Origin of the sequence: Gordonia sp. GONU (assembly GCF_024733855.1) — a bacterium.
GTDB classification, from domain to species: Bacteria; Actinomycetota; Actinomycetes; order Mycobacteriales; family Mycobacteriaceae; genus Gordonia; species Gordonia amicalis.
In genome coordinates, this window is record NZ_JANRHB010000015.1 from 1 (window position 1) to 16,768 (window position 16,768).

Consider the following 16,768-nt stretch of genomic DNA (forward strand, 5'->3'; position numbering starts at 1 on the left):
CCGTCGGCAGCTGCCGAATCGGTGGAGAAGTCGATGCCGGCATCGGCACCACCCGCGCAGGTCTGACCGCGCGGAGAAGACGAACAACGGCCCGGGGGTCCACCGTCAGACGGTGGACCCCCGGGTGCTTTCGTCAGGCGGCGAGGGTGGCTCGAAACGACACCGACCGCTCACGGAGCGGAAACAGACTCGAAACAAACGGGCGGTCTACTAACGGTAGACATTGATTCACACGAGTGGACATCCCGACAGGCAACACCTAGAGTCGACCCCCGGAGCGCATCATGACCACCACCAACGAAACCCCCGACACCGGCACTCTCGCCGAGCTGTGTGCGGCGAACGACACCAAGTTCATCCTCGCCATGTTCGTCGATCTCCGCGGAAAGCCGTGCGCCAAGCTGGTGCCGGTCGAGGCGGTCGACGAACTCGCCACGGAGGGAGTCGGTTTCGCCGGTTACGCGGTCGGTGCCATCGGTCAGGAGCCCAAGGACCCCGACCTCATCGCCGTTCCCGACGTCAGCTCCTTCCTCCCCATCCCGTTCATCAAGGAAGGTCTGGCCGTCGTCCAGTGCGATCCGCACGTCGAGGGCAAGCCGTGGCCGTTCGCTCCGCGCAACATCCTCAAGACCCTCATCGCGCAGACCGCCGACGCCGGCTTCGAGCCGTGGGTGGGCGCCGAGGTCGAATACTTCCTGCTCAAGCGCGCCGAGGATGGTTCGCTGGTCACCGCCGACGCCGCCGACGATTCCGACCAGCCGTGCTACGACGTCCGCGGTCTCACCCGGATGTACGAGCACCTCACCACGGTGTCCACTGCCATGAACCAGCTCGGCTGGGGCAACTATGCCAACGACCACGAGGACGGCAACGGGCAGTTCGAGCAGAATTTCAAGTACGCCGACGCGCTGACCACCGCCGATCGGGTCGTAACCCTCCGCTACCTCCTCTCGGCGATGGCCGCCGAGAAGGGCATGATCGCCACGTTCATGCCGAAGCCGTTCGCCGATCGCACCGGTTCGGGACTGCACTTCCACCTCTCCCTCACCAAGGGTGGCGAGCCGGTCTTCCCGCAGGTCAGTGAAGACGATCGCGGGCTGGGGCTCTCCGCGACCGCCTACGGGTTCATCGGGGGCATCCTCGAGCACGCACCGGCTCTGCAGGCCGTCATCGCGCCGACCGTCAACTCCTACAAGCGGACCGGCGCGACCGCCACCCGGTCGGGTGCGTCCTGGGCGCCGCGCAAGGCCACCTACGGCGGCAACGACCGGACCCACTACATCCGGGTTCCCGACGACCAACGCGTCGAACTGCGCGGTGGCGACGGGTCGGCCAACCCGTACCTGGCCGCGGCCGCGTTGCTGGGCGCCGGTCTCGACGGCATCAAGCGAAGCCTCGACCCCGGGGCCGTCGGCGGGGCTCCCAGCCACATCGCGGATCTGCCACTCACCCTGTTGCACGCCGTCGAGGCGTTCGAGTCCGACGCGGTCGTCATGGGCGCGCTCGACGCCGCACTACCCCAGGACTGGCCCGCCGACCAGGGCAAGGTGTCGACCTACTTCTCCAACCTGAAACGCGAGGAGTTCTTCGACTGGCACGCGGCGGTGTCCCCCTGGGAAGTCGACCAGTACCTCACCGCTTTCTGACGCGGCCGGCCCAGGCTGCGTCGACCGAACCACATCCCAACTCCCCTTCGACGTAAAGGATTCGACCATGTGCGGAATCGTCGGATTGCATCTGCGTAATCCCGATCTTCATCCCCGGCTCGGCGCGATGCTCGCCGTGATGCTCGGCGAGATGCAGGATCGCGGTGCGGATTCGGCCGGTATCGCGGTGTACGGCAACCCCGAATGGGCACCTTCCGGCCACGGGTGTGTCTCGCTGCTCGAACTCGATGTCCTGCCCGACGAGGTCTCGGCGACGTTGGGCGCAGCACTCGGTGTGCCGGTCGCCGCCCAGCTCGTCGATGCCACGCTGGTCGCGTCGGCCCCGGTGGGCGCCGAAGAACTCCTCGGCGCGGCCCGCGCCGCCTACCCGGACGCGTTGGTCGCCGGCTTCGGCTCGGACCTGACCGTCCTCAAGGGTGTCGGCGCCCCGCGAGACCTGGCCGAATCCTGGGGTCTGGCAACCGCTTCCGGCTGGCAGGGCGTCGGCCACACCCGGATGGCCACCGAATCGGCCGTGACCCCGTCGGGTGCACATCCCTACGCGGTCGGCCCGGAGCAGTGTCTCGTGCACAACGGGTCGTTCGCCAACCACGCCACCATCCGACGCGAATTGCGCGCGCAGGGTGTGGAATTCGACAGTGAGAACGACACCGAGGTCGGCGCCCGCTTCGTCGCCCACCAGCTCGCCGCCGGCAAGGACGTCGAGACCGCCCTCAAGGAGGTCTGCGCCAACTTCGACGGCTTCTACACCCTCGTGGTCTCCAACCGTGACTCCTTCGCCGTCGTCCGCGACGCCATCGCCTGCAAGCCCGCGGTGATCGCCGAGACCGACGACTGGGTTGCGATCGCCAGCGAGTACCGCGCCCTCGCCAAGCTGCCCGGCGTCGAGAACGCCCGCATCTGGGAGCCCGAGCCGGAAGTGGTCTACGCATGGACGCGATGACGCTCGACTCCACCACCCAGTCCCCCACCGACCCGGCGAAAGCGGAGACGATGAGCCCCAACCACCACTTCGACCTCGCGAACACCGCACTGCGAGAGATCAACTCGCTACTCCACGGCGACATCTCCGGGGAAATCGTCATCGACAACCCGGCGGGTGCGCACAGTGTCGCCGCGGGCGTCAACGCGCCGGTCAAGATCACCGTCAACGGTCATGTCGGCTACTACGCCGCCGGGATGAACCAGCAGGCCGAGGTGACCATCAACGGCAACGCCGGCACCGGTGTCGCCGAGAACATGATGAGCGGCAGCGTCATCGTCAAGGGCAACGCCTCGCAGTCGGCCGGTGCCACCGCTCACGGTGGACTCCTCGTGGTCGAGGGTGACGCGGCGGCCCGCTGCGGCATCTCGATGAAGGGTGTCGACATCGTGATCGGCGGCAACGTCGGACACAACAGTGCCTTCATGGCGCAGGCCGGCCGCCTGGTCATCCGCGGCGACGCCGGCGACGGCCTCGGCGACTCCATCTACGAGACCCGCATCTACGTCCGCGGTGAGGTCGCCTCCCTCGGCGCCGACTGCATCGCCAAGCCGATGCGCGAGGAGCACCTCGAGGAACTCGCCGGTCTGCTCAAGGCCGCCGGTTACGGCGACGACGACCTGACCGCCTACACCCGCTACGGATCGGCCCGCGAGCTCTACCACTTCAAGGTGGACAACGCTTCCGCCTACTGAGCCGCCCGCGAGGAGCGATGGCGATGACCCACGAAGGGCCCCAACCCTCTTCGCGCCACAACATCGAAAGTGACATCACCATGACCGAACACCTCAGCGTCGAGCAGCGCGGACTCCGCGAATCCGCCACCTACGACCGCACCACCATCGCCGCCATCCAGCGCGCCGCCGAGACCGGCATCTACGACATCCGTGGCTGGGGGGCCAAGCGTAAGCTCCCCCACTTCGACGACCTGCTGTTCCTGGGTGCCTCGATGTCGCGCTACCCGCTCGAGGGTTACCGCGAGCGCTGCGACACCGACGTCGTCCTGGGTGGCCGCAACGCGGAGTACCCGCTGCACCTGTCTACCCCGGTCACCATCGCCGGCATGAGTTTCGGTGCACTGTCGGCCGGCGCCAAGGAGGCACTCGGCCGCGGAGCGTCGGAGGTCGGGACGTCGACCACCACCGGTGACGGCGGCATGACTCCCGAGGAGCGCGGACAGTCCAAGCACCTCGTTTACCAGTACCTGCCGTCGCGTTACGGCATGAATCCCGACGACCTGCGCAAGGCCGACGCCATCGAGGTCGTCCTCGGCCAGGGTGCCAAGCCCGGTGGCGGTGGAATGCTGCTGGGGCAGAAGATCTCCGAGCGTGTCGCCGGGATGCGTACCCTCCCCCAGGGCATCGACCAGCGCAGCGCCTGCCGGCACCCCGACTGGACCGGCCCCGACGACCTCGCCATCAAGATCAACGAGCTGCGCGAGATCACCGATTGGGAGAAGCCGATCTACGTGAAGGTCGGCGCGAGCCGCACCTACTACGACGTGAAGCTGGCCGTGCACTCCGGCGCGGACGTCGTCGTGGTCGACGGCATGCAGGGCGGTACCGCCGCCACCCAGGAGGTGTTCATCGAACACGTCGGCATCCCGACCCTCGCCGCGATCCCGCAGGCCGTGCAGGCACTCCAGGAACTCGGTGTGCACCGTGAGGTGCAGCTGATCGTCTCCGGCGGTATTCGCAACGGCGCCGACGTCGCCAAGGCGATGGCACTCGGGGCCGACGCGGTCGCGATCGGCACCGCCGCCCTGATCGCGTTGGGAGACAACGATCCCCGCTATGCCGAGGAGTACGAGGCGCTGGGTTCGGCAGCCGGCTACTACGACGACTTCCAGGACGGGCGTGACCCGGCCGGCATCAGCACGCAGGACCCGGAACTGTCGGCGCGCTTCGACCCGGTCCTCGGTGGCAAGCGCCTCGCCAACTTCCTGCGCGTCATGACGATGGAGGCCCAGACCATCGCCCGTGCCTGCGGCAAGGCGCACCTTCAGCACCTCGAGCCCGAGGACCTCGTCGCCATCACGATCGAGGCCGCGGCGATGGCGCGGGTCCCGATGGCCGGTACCAACTGGATTCCGGGGAGTGGGCTGTGACAGAACAGAATTCGACCGCATCGGTCGTCATCGTCGGCGGCGGCCTCGAAGGTGCTGCCGCCGCGTGGGCCCTCGGGCAGCGGGGGATCACCGACGTCGTCGTGTGCGAACGCGACACCGTCGGCGGCGGGATGACCGGCAAGTCGTCGGGTATCGTCCGGTGCCACTACGGCGTCAGCTCGCTGGCCGCGATGGCGGCGGTGGGGCTGGAGGTGTTCGAGAAGGCCGAGGAGATCTTCGGTACCGACATCGGCTTCCGGCAGACCGGATACGTCGTCGGCGTCGGTGAACCGAATGTCGAGAACCTGCGCAAAAGCCTTGCGGCACAGCGTGAAGTGGGCGTTCAGACCGAGGAGATCGACGTCGCCGAGGTCGCGAGGATGTGGCCGACGGCCGATCTGGAGCCGTTCGCGGCCTTCGGCTGGGAGGAGCGCGGCGGATACGGGGACGCCTACCAGACCGCCCAGGCCTTCGCCGCCGCCGCACGGGCCACCGGCATCAGGATCCGCCAGGGCGCCGCGGTCACCGAGTTGCTGGTGGACGGCGACCGGGTCACCGGCGTCCGGCTCGCCGACGGCTCGACGATCTCGGCCGACACCGTCGTCGTCGCAACCGGCGTGTGGTCCAAGCCGTTCCTCGGCCGGCACGGCATCGACGTCCCGATCTCGGTGCACCGCGAGCAGATCGTGATGATCCACCCGGGTGAGGATCTCGGCGAGGTTCCGGTGTTCTCCGACCTCGTCTCACTCCAGTACGTGCGACCGGACGTCCGAGGCGAGATCCTGTTCGGCAACAGCGATCTCAAGGAACTCCAGATCGCCGACCCGGACAACTACAGCAACCGTGTCGACAGCGACTTCGTCGACCTCACCGTCGACAAGGTCGGTACCCGGTTCCCCGGCTTCACCGAACCCGCGATCACCAGCAGCTACGCCGGTTGCTACGACGTGACGCCGGACTGGAATCCGATCATCTCGGCGGGCCCGCTCGACGGTCTGGTGCTGGCGGTCGGCTTCAGCGGTCACGGGTTCAAGATCTCGCCGGCGGTGGGACGGCTGATCGCCGATCTGGTGGTCGACGGACGCAGTTCGGACCCACGGATCCCGGAGTCCGATTTCCGCTTCACCCGGTTCGCCGAGGGCGATCCGCTGAAGACGAGGTTCCCCTACGTGGGAGCGGGGGAGATGCGCTGAGAGTTCCCGAGCGGTGTGCAGGGGGGGTCAACCGACGAGAGGGCGCGAGAACATGTGTCAACTGACAGTGAACGACCTCGCTCACTATGCTGGCGAGGTGACCGACGACCCATTGATCCGGAACCAGTCTGGCATCGCACGGGAACGCCCCGTCGACCAGTCGGTCGAGGAACTCGAGCTCGAGACCGCGATCGCGCACAATGTGCGTCGGCTGCGGCGCCAGCAGGGACTGTCGGTGGGCGACATGGCGTCCCGCGTCGGCATCTCCAAGGCGATGCTGTCGAAGATCGAGAACGCGCAGACCTCCTGCAGTCTCAGCACCCTCGCCCGCCTGGCCAACGGCTTCGACGTCTCGGTCACGTCGTTGTTCCGCGGCGCGGAGATGGAGCGTTCGGCTGTCTTCGTGAAGGCGGGGGAGGGCAACGAGATCGTCCGTGAGGGTTCACGCGAGGGACATGAGTACGAGTTGCTCGGATCGCTTCGCGGGGAACACAAACGGCTCGAATGTCTGCTCGTGACCCTCACCGAGAAATCGGTGACGCAGCCACTGTTCCAGCACGCCGGTACCGAATTCCTGTATGTCCTCGAGGGCGTGATGGACTACGCGCACAGCCGCTCGGTGTACCGGATGCATCCTGGCGACGCGTTGCAGCTCGACGGAGAAGGAGCGCACGGGCCGGTCGAACTGGTCGAACTGCCGATACGCTTCCTCTCGGTCATCGCGTTTCCGGATTCAGCCGTCTGAGGCCATCGGCGGAGAGATCGAAGTCGTACCGGGAGGTCGGGACCACGTCGAGGTGTCGGTCCGCACCGAACCGCGCGACGCTGTTGAGCATCAGCGTCATTCGACGTTCCAGTTCGGTCTGGTCGCCGTCGCTGCCGTAGAAGGCGTGGATGTCGGTGACAGCTGCCATCGGGAACAGTTCCTCCACGATCGCGTCGACTCGCGGTGTGTCCCCGGTGACTGCCCGCTGGACGATGTTCTGCACGTATCCGAACGTGGCCTGAGTGTCGATCGCGACCCGGGTGTGGTCCTCGAGCCAGCGCCGCAACCATTCCTCGCGGTCCAGCTCGGCTGGGCGTCGTAGGAATGCGATGTTGGACAGCGCGTCGATGCGCGTTCCGTCGGCGGGAAGGTCCGGGTCGAGGGGAGCGCGCGCGGTGACCTCCCAGGCCGCGAACGGCCCCTCGGCACTCTGGGTGACCGCGGGGAGTACGGCGTCGACATCCCCGGCCCAGTACGTCACCACCGCGTCGATCGCCGGATCGAGTTCGTCGATGCGCATCGCGCCGGAGACGGGGTCGTCGTCGATGTTGAGCTGGACGCGTACGGCACCGGCTGCCGCGCATCGTTCGACGAGTGTCTCGGCACCGGCGCGCGCCAGTCCACCACCTCGCACCGCCACGATCACCTTCGAGTACGTCACCTCGCGCACGGTACCGGGACGAGCGGGTGTTCGGGGTCAGAACTCCTCGGCGCCGATCAGCGCGGCGTCGTCGTCGATCTCGTCGTCCGCAACGCCCTGGATGAGTGCGACGGCACCGAGTGCGACGACGCAGTAGGCGGTGGCGAACCACCAGGGAGCGGCATCGGAACCGAACCACTTGGCGAGGTACGCCACGAGCACCGCGGCGATCGCGGCCCCCATCCAGCGCAGGAAGCTGAAGCCCGCGCTGGACACCGAGCGCGGGGTGTCGGTTCCGCCGGAGGACATGGCGAGGTCGGTGAAGAGGGTGTTCAGCACACCCGACGGGAGGCCGGAGAGAACGACTGCGAGTCCGATGAGCCACACCTGATCGCTCACCGTCCCGACGCCGGCCAGGACCATGATCGAACCGTAGGCGAAGATCGCCACCAGCACACCGGCCTTCTCGCCCAGGGCCTTGGCCAACGCGGGTGCCACGAACACGCCCGCGAGTGCGGTGAGCAGACCCCACCCGAAGAAGATGAGTCCCGCGTGGATCGGGCGGAGCCCCATGGCGATCGGCGCCCACGCGATGACGGTGAACAATGCACCGGTGTAGAAGGCCGAACCGATGCCCGAGATCGACAGGGTGCGATTGCGGAGGGCCTTCAGCGGATCGACGATCCGCACCCGGTCGCGGGTGGCGCGAGGCGCGTCGGCGGGGAGCATGAACGCGCACAGGACGGCGCCGAAGAGCATGAGCAGCGCGGTCCCGCCGAACGGCGCGCGCCAGGTCCATTCGCCGAGGGTCGCTCCGAGCAACGGTCCGACCGCGAGGCCGAGACCGAGTGCGGCCTCGTACATCATGATCGCGCCCTGTCGGCTGCCGACAGCGGACGAGACGATGAATGCCAGTGCGGTCGCGAGGAACAGCGCGTTGCCCAGACCCCAGATCACCCGGAAGGCGATCAGCTGGTCGATGTCGTCGGCGAAGGCGGACAGCCCGGCGGCGACGACGATCAGCGCGAGTCCGACGGTGAGTGTGCGTTTGGGGCCGAAACGGTATGCGGCCCAGCCGGTCAGCAGCATCGCGACGCACTGGACACCCACATACACACCGAAGAGCAGGGTGACCTTCTCGGCCGGCGCCTCGAGCGCTTCGGCGATGCTGTGCAGGATCGGGTCCACGAGGCCGATCCCCATGAAGGCGATCGTGGCGGCGAAAGCAGTTATCCACACGGTACGGGGTTGCTCGCGGAACGTGGCGAGCAGCGACTTCTCAGAAGACGCCGTGTCGGTGGTCGGCGTGTTCTCGGTGACTGTCATGAGGTCCTTTTCGATCGCGGAGTGATGACGTGGCCGGGCGCCGTGGACTCAGGCGCTCGGCGGTTGCGTCGGGGTCTCGTCGAGTCGGTCGCGCAGGGCTCGGAGAGCAGGGCCGGCGGCGGCGAGGGCGGCCCGGTCCTCGTCGTTCAGCGCGGCGAGTGCACTGGTGAGGACGACGTCGCGTTCCTCGCGGATCTGCGATACGACGGCGCGGCCGTGATCGGTCAGTCCGACCAGGACGGCGCGTCTGTCGGCCGGGTCGGGTCTGCGTTCGACCAGTTCGTGCTTGGTGAGTCCGTCGATCACCGACGTCGCGGTCGGCATGCGGATGGACTCACGATCGGCGAGTTCACCCATGCGCATCCACCCGGTGTCGGCGAGGACGTTGAGGGCTGACGTCTGCGCCGCGGTGAGCTCGACCCTCGGCGCGCGCCGGCGAAGCGCCAGGTAGAGCCTGGTGATCGTGGGACGTAGCGTCAGGGCGAGTTGCGCGGGATCGGAAGTGGACACGCTTAGAAAGCCTAATACTTAGTAGTTCGAAGTAATACCCGAGAGGGGTGTGACGCTGCCGACACATCGCCGCCCCGGCCAATGCGGAATCGCCACCGATCCACCGGCTGAGCCGGTACCGGTCCCGCCGGCTGAGCTGGTACCGGTCCCGCCGGCTGAGCCGGTATCGATCCCGCCGGTAACGATCCCGCCGGCACCGACCCCGCCGGTATCGATCCCGCCGGCACCGACCCCGCCGGTAACGATCCCGCCGGCACCGACCCCGCCGGCTGAGCCGGTACCGAGCGTAGCGAGGCACCGCGTCGAAGCCCCACCGCGAATCCGGAGGCGGTCACAACGGGCACGCGCACCTATGCGCCGTGCACGCCGAGACGAGATCGCCGCCGCCACCCGACAAGCGCCGGTCGGACCAGCGCCGGGAGAGGCGGAAGTGGCGATTCTGCAGTGAGGCGTCAGACCCCGATCGGGCTCCCGCCGTCGCGCCAGACCGCGACCACCGACGGCCGCGGCTGGGAGTTCCCGCCGTCGGGCCAGTGCGATGCCGGGTTGTCCGCGGAGTGGTCGTCGAGTTCGCCCGGATGCTGTACCGCGATCAGGATGCGGTTGCTGTCGATGACCGGTCCACACGTCTCGGCACCCTTGGGGACGGTCAGGAACTGTTTCGTCTCGCCGCGGCGGTCACCGTCGAGGGCGACGGCGAACAGGCCGTCGTTGGAGTCGAGGGCGTTGCCGTCGGTGGAGATCCACAGGTTGCCGTGCGGGTCGAAGGCGACGTTGTCGGGACAGGAGATCGGGCTGACCTTGATCTTGTCGAAGCCGCCGTAGTACGTGTCGGCGGCGGCGGGGTCGCCGCAGACGAGCAGGAGTTCCCAGGTGAACTCCGTGCCGGTGTGGTCGTCGGTCATCTCGAGGATCTGACCGTTCTTGTTCTCTTTGCGGGGGTTCACGAGATCGGCAGCGGCCTTGCCGTCGGTGCCGCGGTCGCTGTTGTTGGTCAGTGCGCAGTACACCTTGCCGGTCTTCGGGTTCGGCTCGATGTCCTCGGGACGGTCCATCTTGGTGGCACCGACGGAATCTGCCGCCGCGCGGGTGAAGACGGCGACCTCGGCCGGCGACATGCCGGCGATGTACGACCGGGCCGTACCGTCGGCGTTGACGGTGAGCAGGGGCTTCCACGACCCCTTGCCCGCGAACTTGCCCGCCGCGGGCAGAGCCCCGGAGCCGTCGACGGGTTCGGCGGTGAACGTTGCGACGTACAGGGTCCCCTCGTCGAGGATGCGCATGTTGTGTTCGCGTGCGGTCTTCGACAGTCCGCTCTTCATCTTGCGGCTCGACACGAACTTGTAGATGTACTCGAACTTCTCGTCGTCACCGCTGTAGGCGACCACCGTACCCTTGTCGGGCCCGGCGTCGACGACATAGATGTTGGCCGACTCGTGCTTGAATCGGCCCATCGAACTGTGTTTGACGGGAACAGCTTTCGGGTCGTGTGGATCGACTTCGACGATGTAGCCGAAGCGGTTGGCCTCGTTGGGCTCGACGGCCAGGTCGAAGCGCTTGTCGAAGCGACCCCAGTGGTGTTCGTCGGCATCGTCTTCGAAGGTGTAGCGCTCGAGACGTTCAGCCGTCTTCGGGTCGGTCACCGTGCTCGCGTTGCTGAAGTAACCGTTGAAATTCTCTTCGCCGGAGAGCATGGTGCCCCACGGGGTGAGCCCGCCCGAGCAGTTGGCCATCGTCCCCAGGACAGTGGTGCCGGCCGGATCGGCGGCCGTCTTCACGAACTCGGTGCCCGCTGCGGGACCGGTCAGCCGGAACGGGCTCGACGCGGTGAGTCGCTGGTTACGCTGGCCGACAACGGGTTTGAGCGCGCCGGAGCCGGGCTGGGCGGTCACCTCGACCACGGCGATACCGACCGAGGCCATCGCGATGCGGGCCTGCTGTTCGGTGGGTTGGCCGTCCTTGTACCCGGTGAACATGAACGGTTCGGTGGGGTACTCGAGATTGGCGACGAGGTAGAAGTGGTCGGGCACGCCGTCGACCGGGATGAGCCCGGCGAAGTCGTTGTTGAAGCCGAACTGCCCGGCCTGGGCCTCGGGGGTCTGGTTGGCGAAGTCGAACTCCGGGGCGCCGGGCAGGACGGGATCGCCCCACCGGATCACGACCTCCTGGCGGTATCCGTCGGGGATCACCACCGCGTCCTCGGTGTTGGCCGGGACAGCCGTGAACTTCATACCCGGCAGCGCATCTCCGGTGGCAGATCCGGTCGTCGAGGTGCCGGTCCCCGATCCGCTCTGGCCACAGGCCGCGAGCACCGATGCCGCCCCGACTGCGACCGCCGTACCCGCCGAGGTCTTGAGGACGCTCCGACGCGACACCGCGGTGCGCACGACGTCGCGGAAGTACGCGTTGTCGCTGCGGTTACCGGGATCGTGACGGCAGGCGTCGCCGCACTTGTAGCGGCACGTCACATATGCGCGCGAGGAACGCCCGGCATCGTGGCCGGCGGAGGTGAACAGCGGCAACTGGATTCGCACCCGCAGGACGCTAGGGGGGCGAAGCGAACCCTTGGGTACTCGAATGTGAACGGACACCCAACGCACGGTGCCTTCTGCTGGTCGAGCCGTGTCGAGACCGCTAGAACCGCCCGCCGGTACCGATGCGTCCCGACGACCCGGAGCCGCCGAACGAGCCCGGGCTCCGTCCGCCGCTGCCGAAGCCACCACCGAAGCCGCCGGGGTATCCACCCCGGTATCCGCCGCGACCGCCGCTGATGGTGCCGCGCAGGAAGCTGTCGACGAGGATGCCACCGAGAACGGCACCCGCGGTCGAGGTGCCGCCGGAGCGCGGCTGCTGCGACTGCTGCCAGTTCACGACATCACCTTGAGCGGCCATGAGCGCCTGGTCGGCGAGAGCGCCGGCTCGCCGCGCCGACGTGGTCGCCGCGGCCGGATCGGTTGCGGCGGCCTGCTGGGCGGTCTGGAGGAGGCGTTGCGCCTCGGCCAGCCGGGTCCGGGCAGTCGACTGCACGGCGCCGCGCCGCGTGCCGATGAAGTCCGACGCAGCGGTCACCTTTGCCGACGCCGACTCGAGGGCCGCGCTCAACACCTGTGCGCGGCGGGTGCGTTCGGCCGCGGAGTCCCGCGCGGCGTCGAGGGCGTCGTCGAGATCCGCATCGGCGTCGACCAGGGCGGTGAAGGTGCCCAGCGGATCGGCGTCGAAGCCGGTACGTCCGGCGTCGAGAGCAGTCTTCGCGGCTTCCGTGGCACTCGCCAGCGCGGGTCCGCCATCAGCGGTCAGTGACGCCGCCTCGGCGAGTTCGGCCTCCACCTCCTCGATCAGTGCCGGCATGCGGGACTGGGCGGCGGTGATGTTCGCGTCCGCGTGATCGATCGCGTCGAGGAGCACGGTGGCCTGCTCGATGGAGCCCTCGGCCGAGCGGATCGCGGCGACCGCGGGACCCTGTTGTCCGACCGGCGCCGCACTCGCGGCGCGACCCTGGTCGGCGGTCGCCTCGGCGAAATCGATCTGCTGCCGGGCGAGTTCGACGTTCGACAGGATCGAGGCGAGTGTCTGTTCGCCGTGTTTCTCGGTCAGCTCGGCGAGCTGCCGCGTCGCCGGGTCGAGGCGGGCGCGCAGGCCGATGAGCTGCTGGGTGATCGCGTCGAACCGCGCATCGGCGTTGATCAGGAGGTTGCGCATCGCATCGAAGGCCTCGACCTGGTCGTCGAGCGTGCCGTCGGCGTCGGTGCAGGACGTGATGATCTCGACGAGCATCGAGCGGCGCTCGTCGTCGGTTTCCGGGACGTCGTCGTCGAGCCGCTGCCGCAGGGTGAAGGACTGTGCGAGAGCAGTTTTCGCGCGCTCGAGTGCCGTGGTGAATGGTTCCGTCTCGGCCTCGCCGAATTCTCCGACGGCCAGGCGCAACTCTTCTTCGCTGGTGCGGACGGCGTTGTCGAGATCGGTGAGGACCTCACGCGACCACGGATCGAGCACGTCGAGCGGCTGCTCCGCGAGCTGATCGACGGTCAGTTCCTGTTCGCGCAGTGTCTCCAGGCCGCCCTCGATCCGACGCTGCTTGCGGCGGCGCGAGTAGAGGTACGCGCCGCCTCCGCCGACCACCACGGCTCCGCCGACGACTGCGGCGGCGATGACGCCGGTGTAGCTGGGATCGAGTTCCGACGAGAGCCCGTTGATCGCCGCGAGTCCGGCGTCGGCCCAGTTGCCCTCGCGCAGTTGCGGCACGACGTCGTCGTTCGCGACGCCCTCGAGGGTCGACTGGTCCAGACCACCGATGTTGTCGGGGGCGAACAGTCGATACGCGCGGTCCTCGGTGGCGACGGCGAGTAGGGCGTCGTGGTCGCCGAGTTCACTGGCCACCGCGGTCTGGTCGGCCCACTGCTCGCTGGTCAGACCCCCGAAATCCCGGACGTAGACGATCCACATCTGGATTCCGTGGTCGTTGTACAGCTTGTCGACGGCGGCCTCCAACTCGGACCGCTGGGCGGGCGAGATCGCGTTGGCCGAGTCGACGACATAGGTGGGGAGGCGCGTGGGCGGTTCGGCGGCGGCGGTGCCGGCTCCGATGCCCGTCAGCAGCAGAGTCATGCCGAGCGCGAGGCCGGCGGCCCCGAGAACTGCCGAGATGCGCCGGGCCACGACGTGCCCCCACCCACCACGAATCGCTTGTAACCGATGCATGATCACGAATCCAATCAGCCGCCGCATTCGGGTGAGTGTATGTCCGTCCCTGACCTCGATCGGTACCGGCACGTCTCAGCGTCGAGCGTCGCGCCACCGGCACAGGGCCTCGACGGCGGTGAGGTCGTAGTCGGGGCCCGTCACGCCGACTGTCAGGAGGGTGACGCCCTCGGCGGCCAGCGCGTCGGCATCGCGGAGCAGCGCGTCGACGTCGCCGCCGAACTGCAGGCCCGACGACCGTTCGATGGTCTCCGGGTCGCGGCCCACTGCTGCACAGTGTTCGGCGAGGACCTTCGACTTGTGGCGGTACTGTTCGAGGTCGTTGAACCCGTGCCAGACATCGCCGTGCTCGGCGATGTAGCGCAGTGTCTTCTTCTCGCCGCTGCCGCCGATGAGGATCGGGATGTCGCGGGTGGGCGCGGGATTGAGCTTGGCCAGCCGTGACTTGATGCGCGGCAGGGCCTCGCCGAAGGCGTTCAGTCGCGACCCTACGGTGCCGAACTCGTAGCCGTACTCGTCGTAGTCCTTCTGGAACCACCCGCCACCGACACCGAGGATGAGTCGGCCGCCGCTGATGTGGTCGACGGTGCGCGCCATGTCGGCCAGCAGTTCGGGGTTGCGGTAGGAGTTGCAGGTCACCAGCGCGCCGATCTCCACCCGCGAGGTCTGTTCCGCCCACGCACCGAGCATCGTCCAGCACTCGAAGTGCTCACCCTCGGGAGCGCCGTAGAGGGGATAGAAGTGGTCCCAGTTGAACGCGACGTCGACGCCCGCATCCTCGGCGCGGCGGACCGCGTCGCGGATCAGGCCGTACTCGGGAGCGTGCTGGGGCTGGATCTGGACACCGATGCGAAGAGGAAACGCCATGGCGACCAGTCTGCCTGCTTCCGGCGACGGCGTCGATGTCATTGCTCCCTGAGGAGCCCGGAGCGTGTGGGCCGTCCGTTTGCTCCCTGAGGAGCCCGGAGCTTGTGGGCCGTCCCTTTGCTCCCTGAGGAGCCCGGAGCTCGTGGGCCGTCTCTTTGCTCCCTGAGGAGCCCGGAGCTTGCGGAGGGCGTCTCGAAGGGTGGTACCAAGGACCGCGTGACACCGAGACCCGCCGCACCGTCGCTCGAGGAACTCCGACGCCGCACCAGCTCGAAGTGGTCCACTCATCCCGACGACGTGTTGCCGCTGTTCATCGCGGAGATGGATTACCAGCTCGCACCTGTGGTCGCGGAGGCGATGATCGACCGTATCCGGGCGTCGGATGTCGGGTATGCCGGTGACTCGGGCGGCGTCGGAACGGCTTTCGCCGGTTTCGCGGATCGGCGATGGAACTGGGAGGTCGGTGCGGACGATGTCGCGCTCACCACCGATGTCAGTGTCGTGATCGTCGAGACGCTGCGCTCGGCGATCGGCCCGGGTGCCGGCGTCATCCTGATGCCGCCGGTGTACCCGCCGTTCTTCGAGCTCATCCCGGAGGCCGGCGGAACCGTCGTCGAGGTGCCGTTGCTCGACGACCTGGTCCGGCGGATGGATCTCGACGGCATCGAGGCGGCACTGAAGTCGGGTGCGCGAGCGGTTCTGCTGTGTCACCCGCACAATCCCGTCGGACTCGTCCACGACGCATCCGATCTGGAACGGCTGGCCGAGCTCGCCGCGTCGTACGGTGCGATCGTGGTCAGCGACGAGATCCACGCACCGCTGGTCCATCCCGGGGTCGGGTTCGTCCCGTTCCTGACGGTGAGCGACACCGCGCGCGAGGTCGGCATCGCGGCGCATTCGGCGAGCAAGGCGTTCAACCTCGCCGGGGCCAAGTGTGCGCTGATGGTCGCCACCTCCGATACGACCCGGACGATCGTCGCAGGCCAGCCCGACGAGGTGCACTATCGAACGTCCATCCTCGGTCGCGCCGCGACCGAAGCGGCCTTCGCTCACGGCGACGACTGGCTCGACGCCACCCTGGAAGTCATCGGCGAGAGCCTGGATCTCCTGGATCAGCTTCTGGCCGAGCATCTTCCGGCTGTCGGCTATGCACGGCCGAGTGCGTCGTACCTGGCGTGGCTCGACTTCCGCGACGCCGGCCTCGGCGACAACCCGGGCCTGCCGATCCTCGAACACGGCCGGGTCGCGCTGCACTACGGCCCCGCGTTCGGCTCGCCGGGTAGGGGTTTCGCGCGGCTGAACGTCGCGTGTTCGCCGGAGGTGCTCACCGAGGCGATCGAGCGGATCGCCCGAGTCGTCGACAACTCGCCCGTTTCATAGCTCGAACCCGCGCCTGCCGCGGTGAAGTGCTATGAATCGGGAATGGGAAACGAGCGGGCCGCCGAGTGGGACGAGCGATACGGCAACGCGGAGCGGTTGTGGACCGCGGACGTCAATCCGGCGCTGATCACCGAGACCGAGGGGTTGGCGCCCGGCACCGCGCTCGACGTCGGGTCGGGGGAGGGCGCCGACGCCCGCTGGCTGGCGAAACGCGGCTGGCAGGTGACCGCCGTCGACATCTCGCAGGTGGCACTCGACCGAGCACGCGAGATCAGCGGCGACCTGCCGATCACCTGGACCCGTGCCGACCTCGTTGTCGATCCCGTCCCCGGTGACGACTTCGGTCTGGTCGCGCTGCACTACTTCCCGATCCCCGTCGCGGAGATCGAGGTCGCGCGCAAGCTCGTCGCCGCGGTCGGCCCGGGCGGATCCCTGCTGGTGGTCGCACATGCGCCGGAGGGTGTGCGGGCGCACGGCTTCGATCCCGACGATTTCGTGCAGCCGGGCGGTTTCGCGACACTTCTCGACGACGACTGGGAGATCGTCACCGACGAGACGCGCGAACGCGGCAAGGCCGCCGGCGGCGGTCACCACACGCATGACGTCGTGTTCCGGGCACGACGCCGGTGATC

The 16,768-nt window shown here is 68.1% G+C and carries 14 protein-coding genes; 8 read left to right on the top strand and 6 right to left on the bottom strand.

The features are described 5' to 3' along the window. The first annotated feature begins 284 nt into the window (after positions 1-284). From glnT to NWF34_RS14760, 6 genes are all read left to right on the top strand, one after another. On the top strand, positions 285-1,646 hold the full coding sequence (gene glnT, locus NWF34_RS14735) for a type III glutamate--ammonia ligase (protein ID WP_159404645.1): 1,362 nt from the start codon (positions 285-287) through the stop codon (positions 1,644-1,646). Positions 1,647-1,713: 67 nt separating this feature from the next. After that, positions 1,714-2,610 (top strand): glutamine amidotransferase, encoded by an 897-nt coding sequence (locus NWF34_RS14740; RefSeq protein ID WP_006438067.1) that lies wholly within the window; start codon positions 1,714-1,716, stop codon positions 2,608-2,610. Then, positions 2,598-3,344 (top strand): protein glxC, encoded by a 747-nt coding sequence (locus NWF34_RS14745; protein ID WP_159404646.1) that lies wholly within the window; start codon positions 2,598-2,600, stop codon positions 3,342-3,344. Before NWF34_RS14740 ends, NWF34_RS14745 begins: the two co-directional genes overlap by 13 nt. Positions 3,345-3,424: 80 nt before the next feature. Beyond that, the gene (locus NWF34_RS14750) at positions 3,425-4,756 is read left to right on the top strand and encodes an FMN-binding glutamate synthase family protein (RefSeq protein ID WP_258325387.1); all 1,332 of its coding nucleotides are present in this window, start codon (positions 3,425-3,427) and stop codon (positions 4,754-4,756) included. Continuing rightward, positions 4,753-5,949 carry an FAD-binding oxidoreductase gene (locus NWF34_RS14755; protein WP_159404648.1) on the top strand — a complete coding sequence of 399 codons (1,197 nt, stop codon included), beginning with the start codon at positions 4,753-4,755 and terminating at the stop codon, positions 5,947-5,949. Before NWF34_RS14750 ends, NWF34_RS14755 begins: the two co-directional genes overlap by 4 nt. A gap of 52 nt (positions 5,950-6,001) precedes the next feature. Beyond that, entirely contained in the window at positions 6,002-6,694 is a 693-nt protein-coding gene (locus NWF34_RS14760; RefSeq protein ID WP_024499059.1) for an XRE family transcriptional regulator, read from the top strand. Here NWF34_RS14760 and NWF34_RS14765 read toward each other — a convergent pair. The 6 genes from NWF34_RS14765 to NWF34_RS14790 all read right to left on the bottom strand — a co-directional run bounded on the left by NWF34_RS14765 (position 6,666) and on the right by NWF34_RS14790 (position 14,756). After that, positions 6,666-7,385, bottom strand: coding sequence for an EthD domain-containing protein (locus NWF34_RS14765; protein WP_159404649.1), 720 nt, complete (start codon positions 7,383-7,385; stop codon positions 6,666-6,668). The genes NWF34_RS14760 and NWF34_RS14765 overlap by 29 nt on opposite strands. A gap of 27 nt (positions 7,386-7,412) precedes the next feature. Beyond that, entirely contained in the window at positions 7,413-8,681 is a 1,269-nt protein-coding gene (locus tag NWF34_RS14770; protein ID WP_024499061.1) for an MFS transporter, read from the bottom strand. Between the two features lie 48 nt (positions 8,682-8,729). After that, positions 8,730-9,191, bottom strand: a complete 462-nt coding sequence (locus NWF34_RS14775; protein WP_258325388.1) for a MarR family winged helix-turn-helix transcriptional regulator — start codon at positions 9,189-9,191, stop codon at positions 8,730-8,732. Positions 9,192-9,643: 452 nt separating this feature from the next. Continuing rightward, a complete protein-coding gene (locus NWF34_RS14780) occupies positions 9,644-11,725 on the bottom strand; it encodes a PhoX family phosphatase (protein ID WP_258325389.1) in 2,082 nt (693 codons plus the stop codon). A gap of 100 nt (positions 11,726-11,825) precedes the next feature. Further along, entirely contained in the window at positions 11,826-13,889 is a 2,064-nt protein-coding gene (locus NWF34_RS14785; RefSeq protein ID WP_258325422.1) for a YgcG family protein, read from the bottom strand. A 75-nt stretch (positions 13,890-13,964) separates the two neighbouring features. Further along, positions 13,965-14,756 (bottom strand): LLM class F420-dependent oxidoreductase, encoded by a 792-nt coding sequence (locus tag NWF34_RS14790; RefSeq protein WP_024499065.1) that lies wholly within the window; start codon positions 14,754-14,756, stop codon positions 13,965-13,967. Between the two features lie 216 nt (positions 14,757-14,972). On the opposite strand from NWF34_RS14790, the gene NWF34_RS14795 reads away from it, so the two are divergent. After that, positions 14,973-16,136, top strand: a complete 1,164-nt coding sequence (locus NWF34_RS14795; RefSeq protein WP_024499066.1) for a MalY/PatB family protein — start codon at positions 14,973-14,975, stop codon at positions 16,134-16,136. A 42-nt stretch (positions 16,137-16,178) separates the two neighbouring features. Then, positions 16,179-16,766 carry a bifunctional 2-polyprenyl-6-hydroxyphenol methylase/3-demethylubiquinol 3-O-methyltransferase UbiG gene (locus NWF34_RS14800; protein ID WP_024499067.1) on the top strand — a complete coding sequence of 196 codons (588 nt, stop codon included), beginning with the start codon at positions 16,179-16,181 and terminating at the stop codon, positions 16,764-16,766. The last annotated feature ends 2 nt before the right edge of the window (positions 16,767-16,768 follow it).

Bases quoted from the DNA above. Each gene is read 5' to 3' on its own strand.
- NWF34_RS14800 (WP_024499067.1), top strand. From the start codon at position 16,179: ATGGGAAACGAGCGGGCCGCCGAGTGGGACGAGCGATACGGCAACGCG.
- glnT (WP_159404645.1), top strand. From the start codon at position 285: ATGACCACCACCAACGAAACCCCCGACACCGGCACTCTCGCCGAGCTG.
- NWF34_RS14760 (WP_024499059.1), top strand. From the start codon at position 6,002: ATGTGTCAACTGACAGTGAACGACCTCGCTCACTATGCTGGCGAGGTG.
- NWF34_RS14745 (WP_159404646.1), top strand. From the start codon at position 2,598: ATGGACGCGATGACGCTCGACTCCACCACCCAGTCCCCCACCGACCCG.
- NWF34_RS14740 (WP_006438067.1), top strand. From the start codon at position 1,714: ATGTGCGGAATCGTCGGATTGCATCTGCGTAATCCCGATCTTCATCCC.
- NWF34_RS14770 (WP_024499061.1), bottom strand. From the start codon at position 8,681: ATGACAGTCACCGAGAACACGCCGACCACCGACACGGCGTCTTCTGAG.
- NWF34_RS14750 (WP_258325387.1), top strand. From the start codon at position 3,425: ATGACCGAACACCTCAGCGTCGAGCAGCGCGGACTCCGCGAATCCGCC.
- NWF34_RS14790 (WP_024499065.1), bottom strand. From the start codon at position 14,756: ATGGCGTTTCCTCTTCGCATCGGTGTCCAGATCCAGCCCCAGCACGCT.
- NWF34_RS14785 (WP_258325422.1), bottom strand. From the start codon at position 13,889: ATGCATCGGTTACAAGCGATTCGTGGTGGGTGGGGGCACGTCGTGGCC.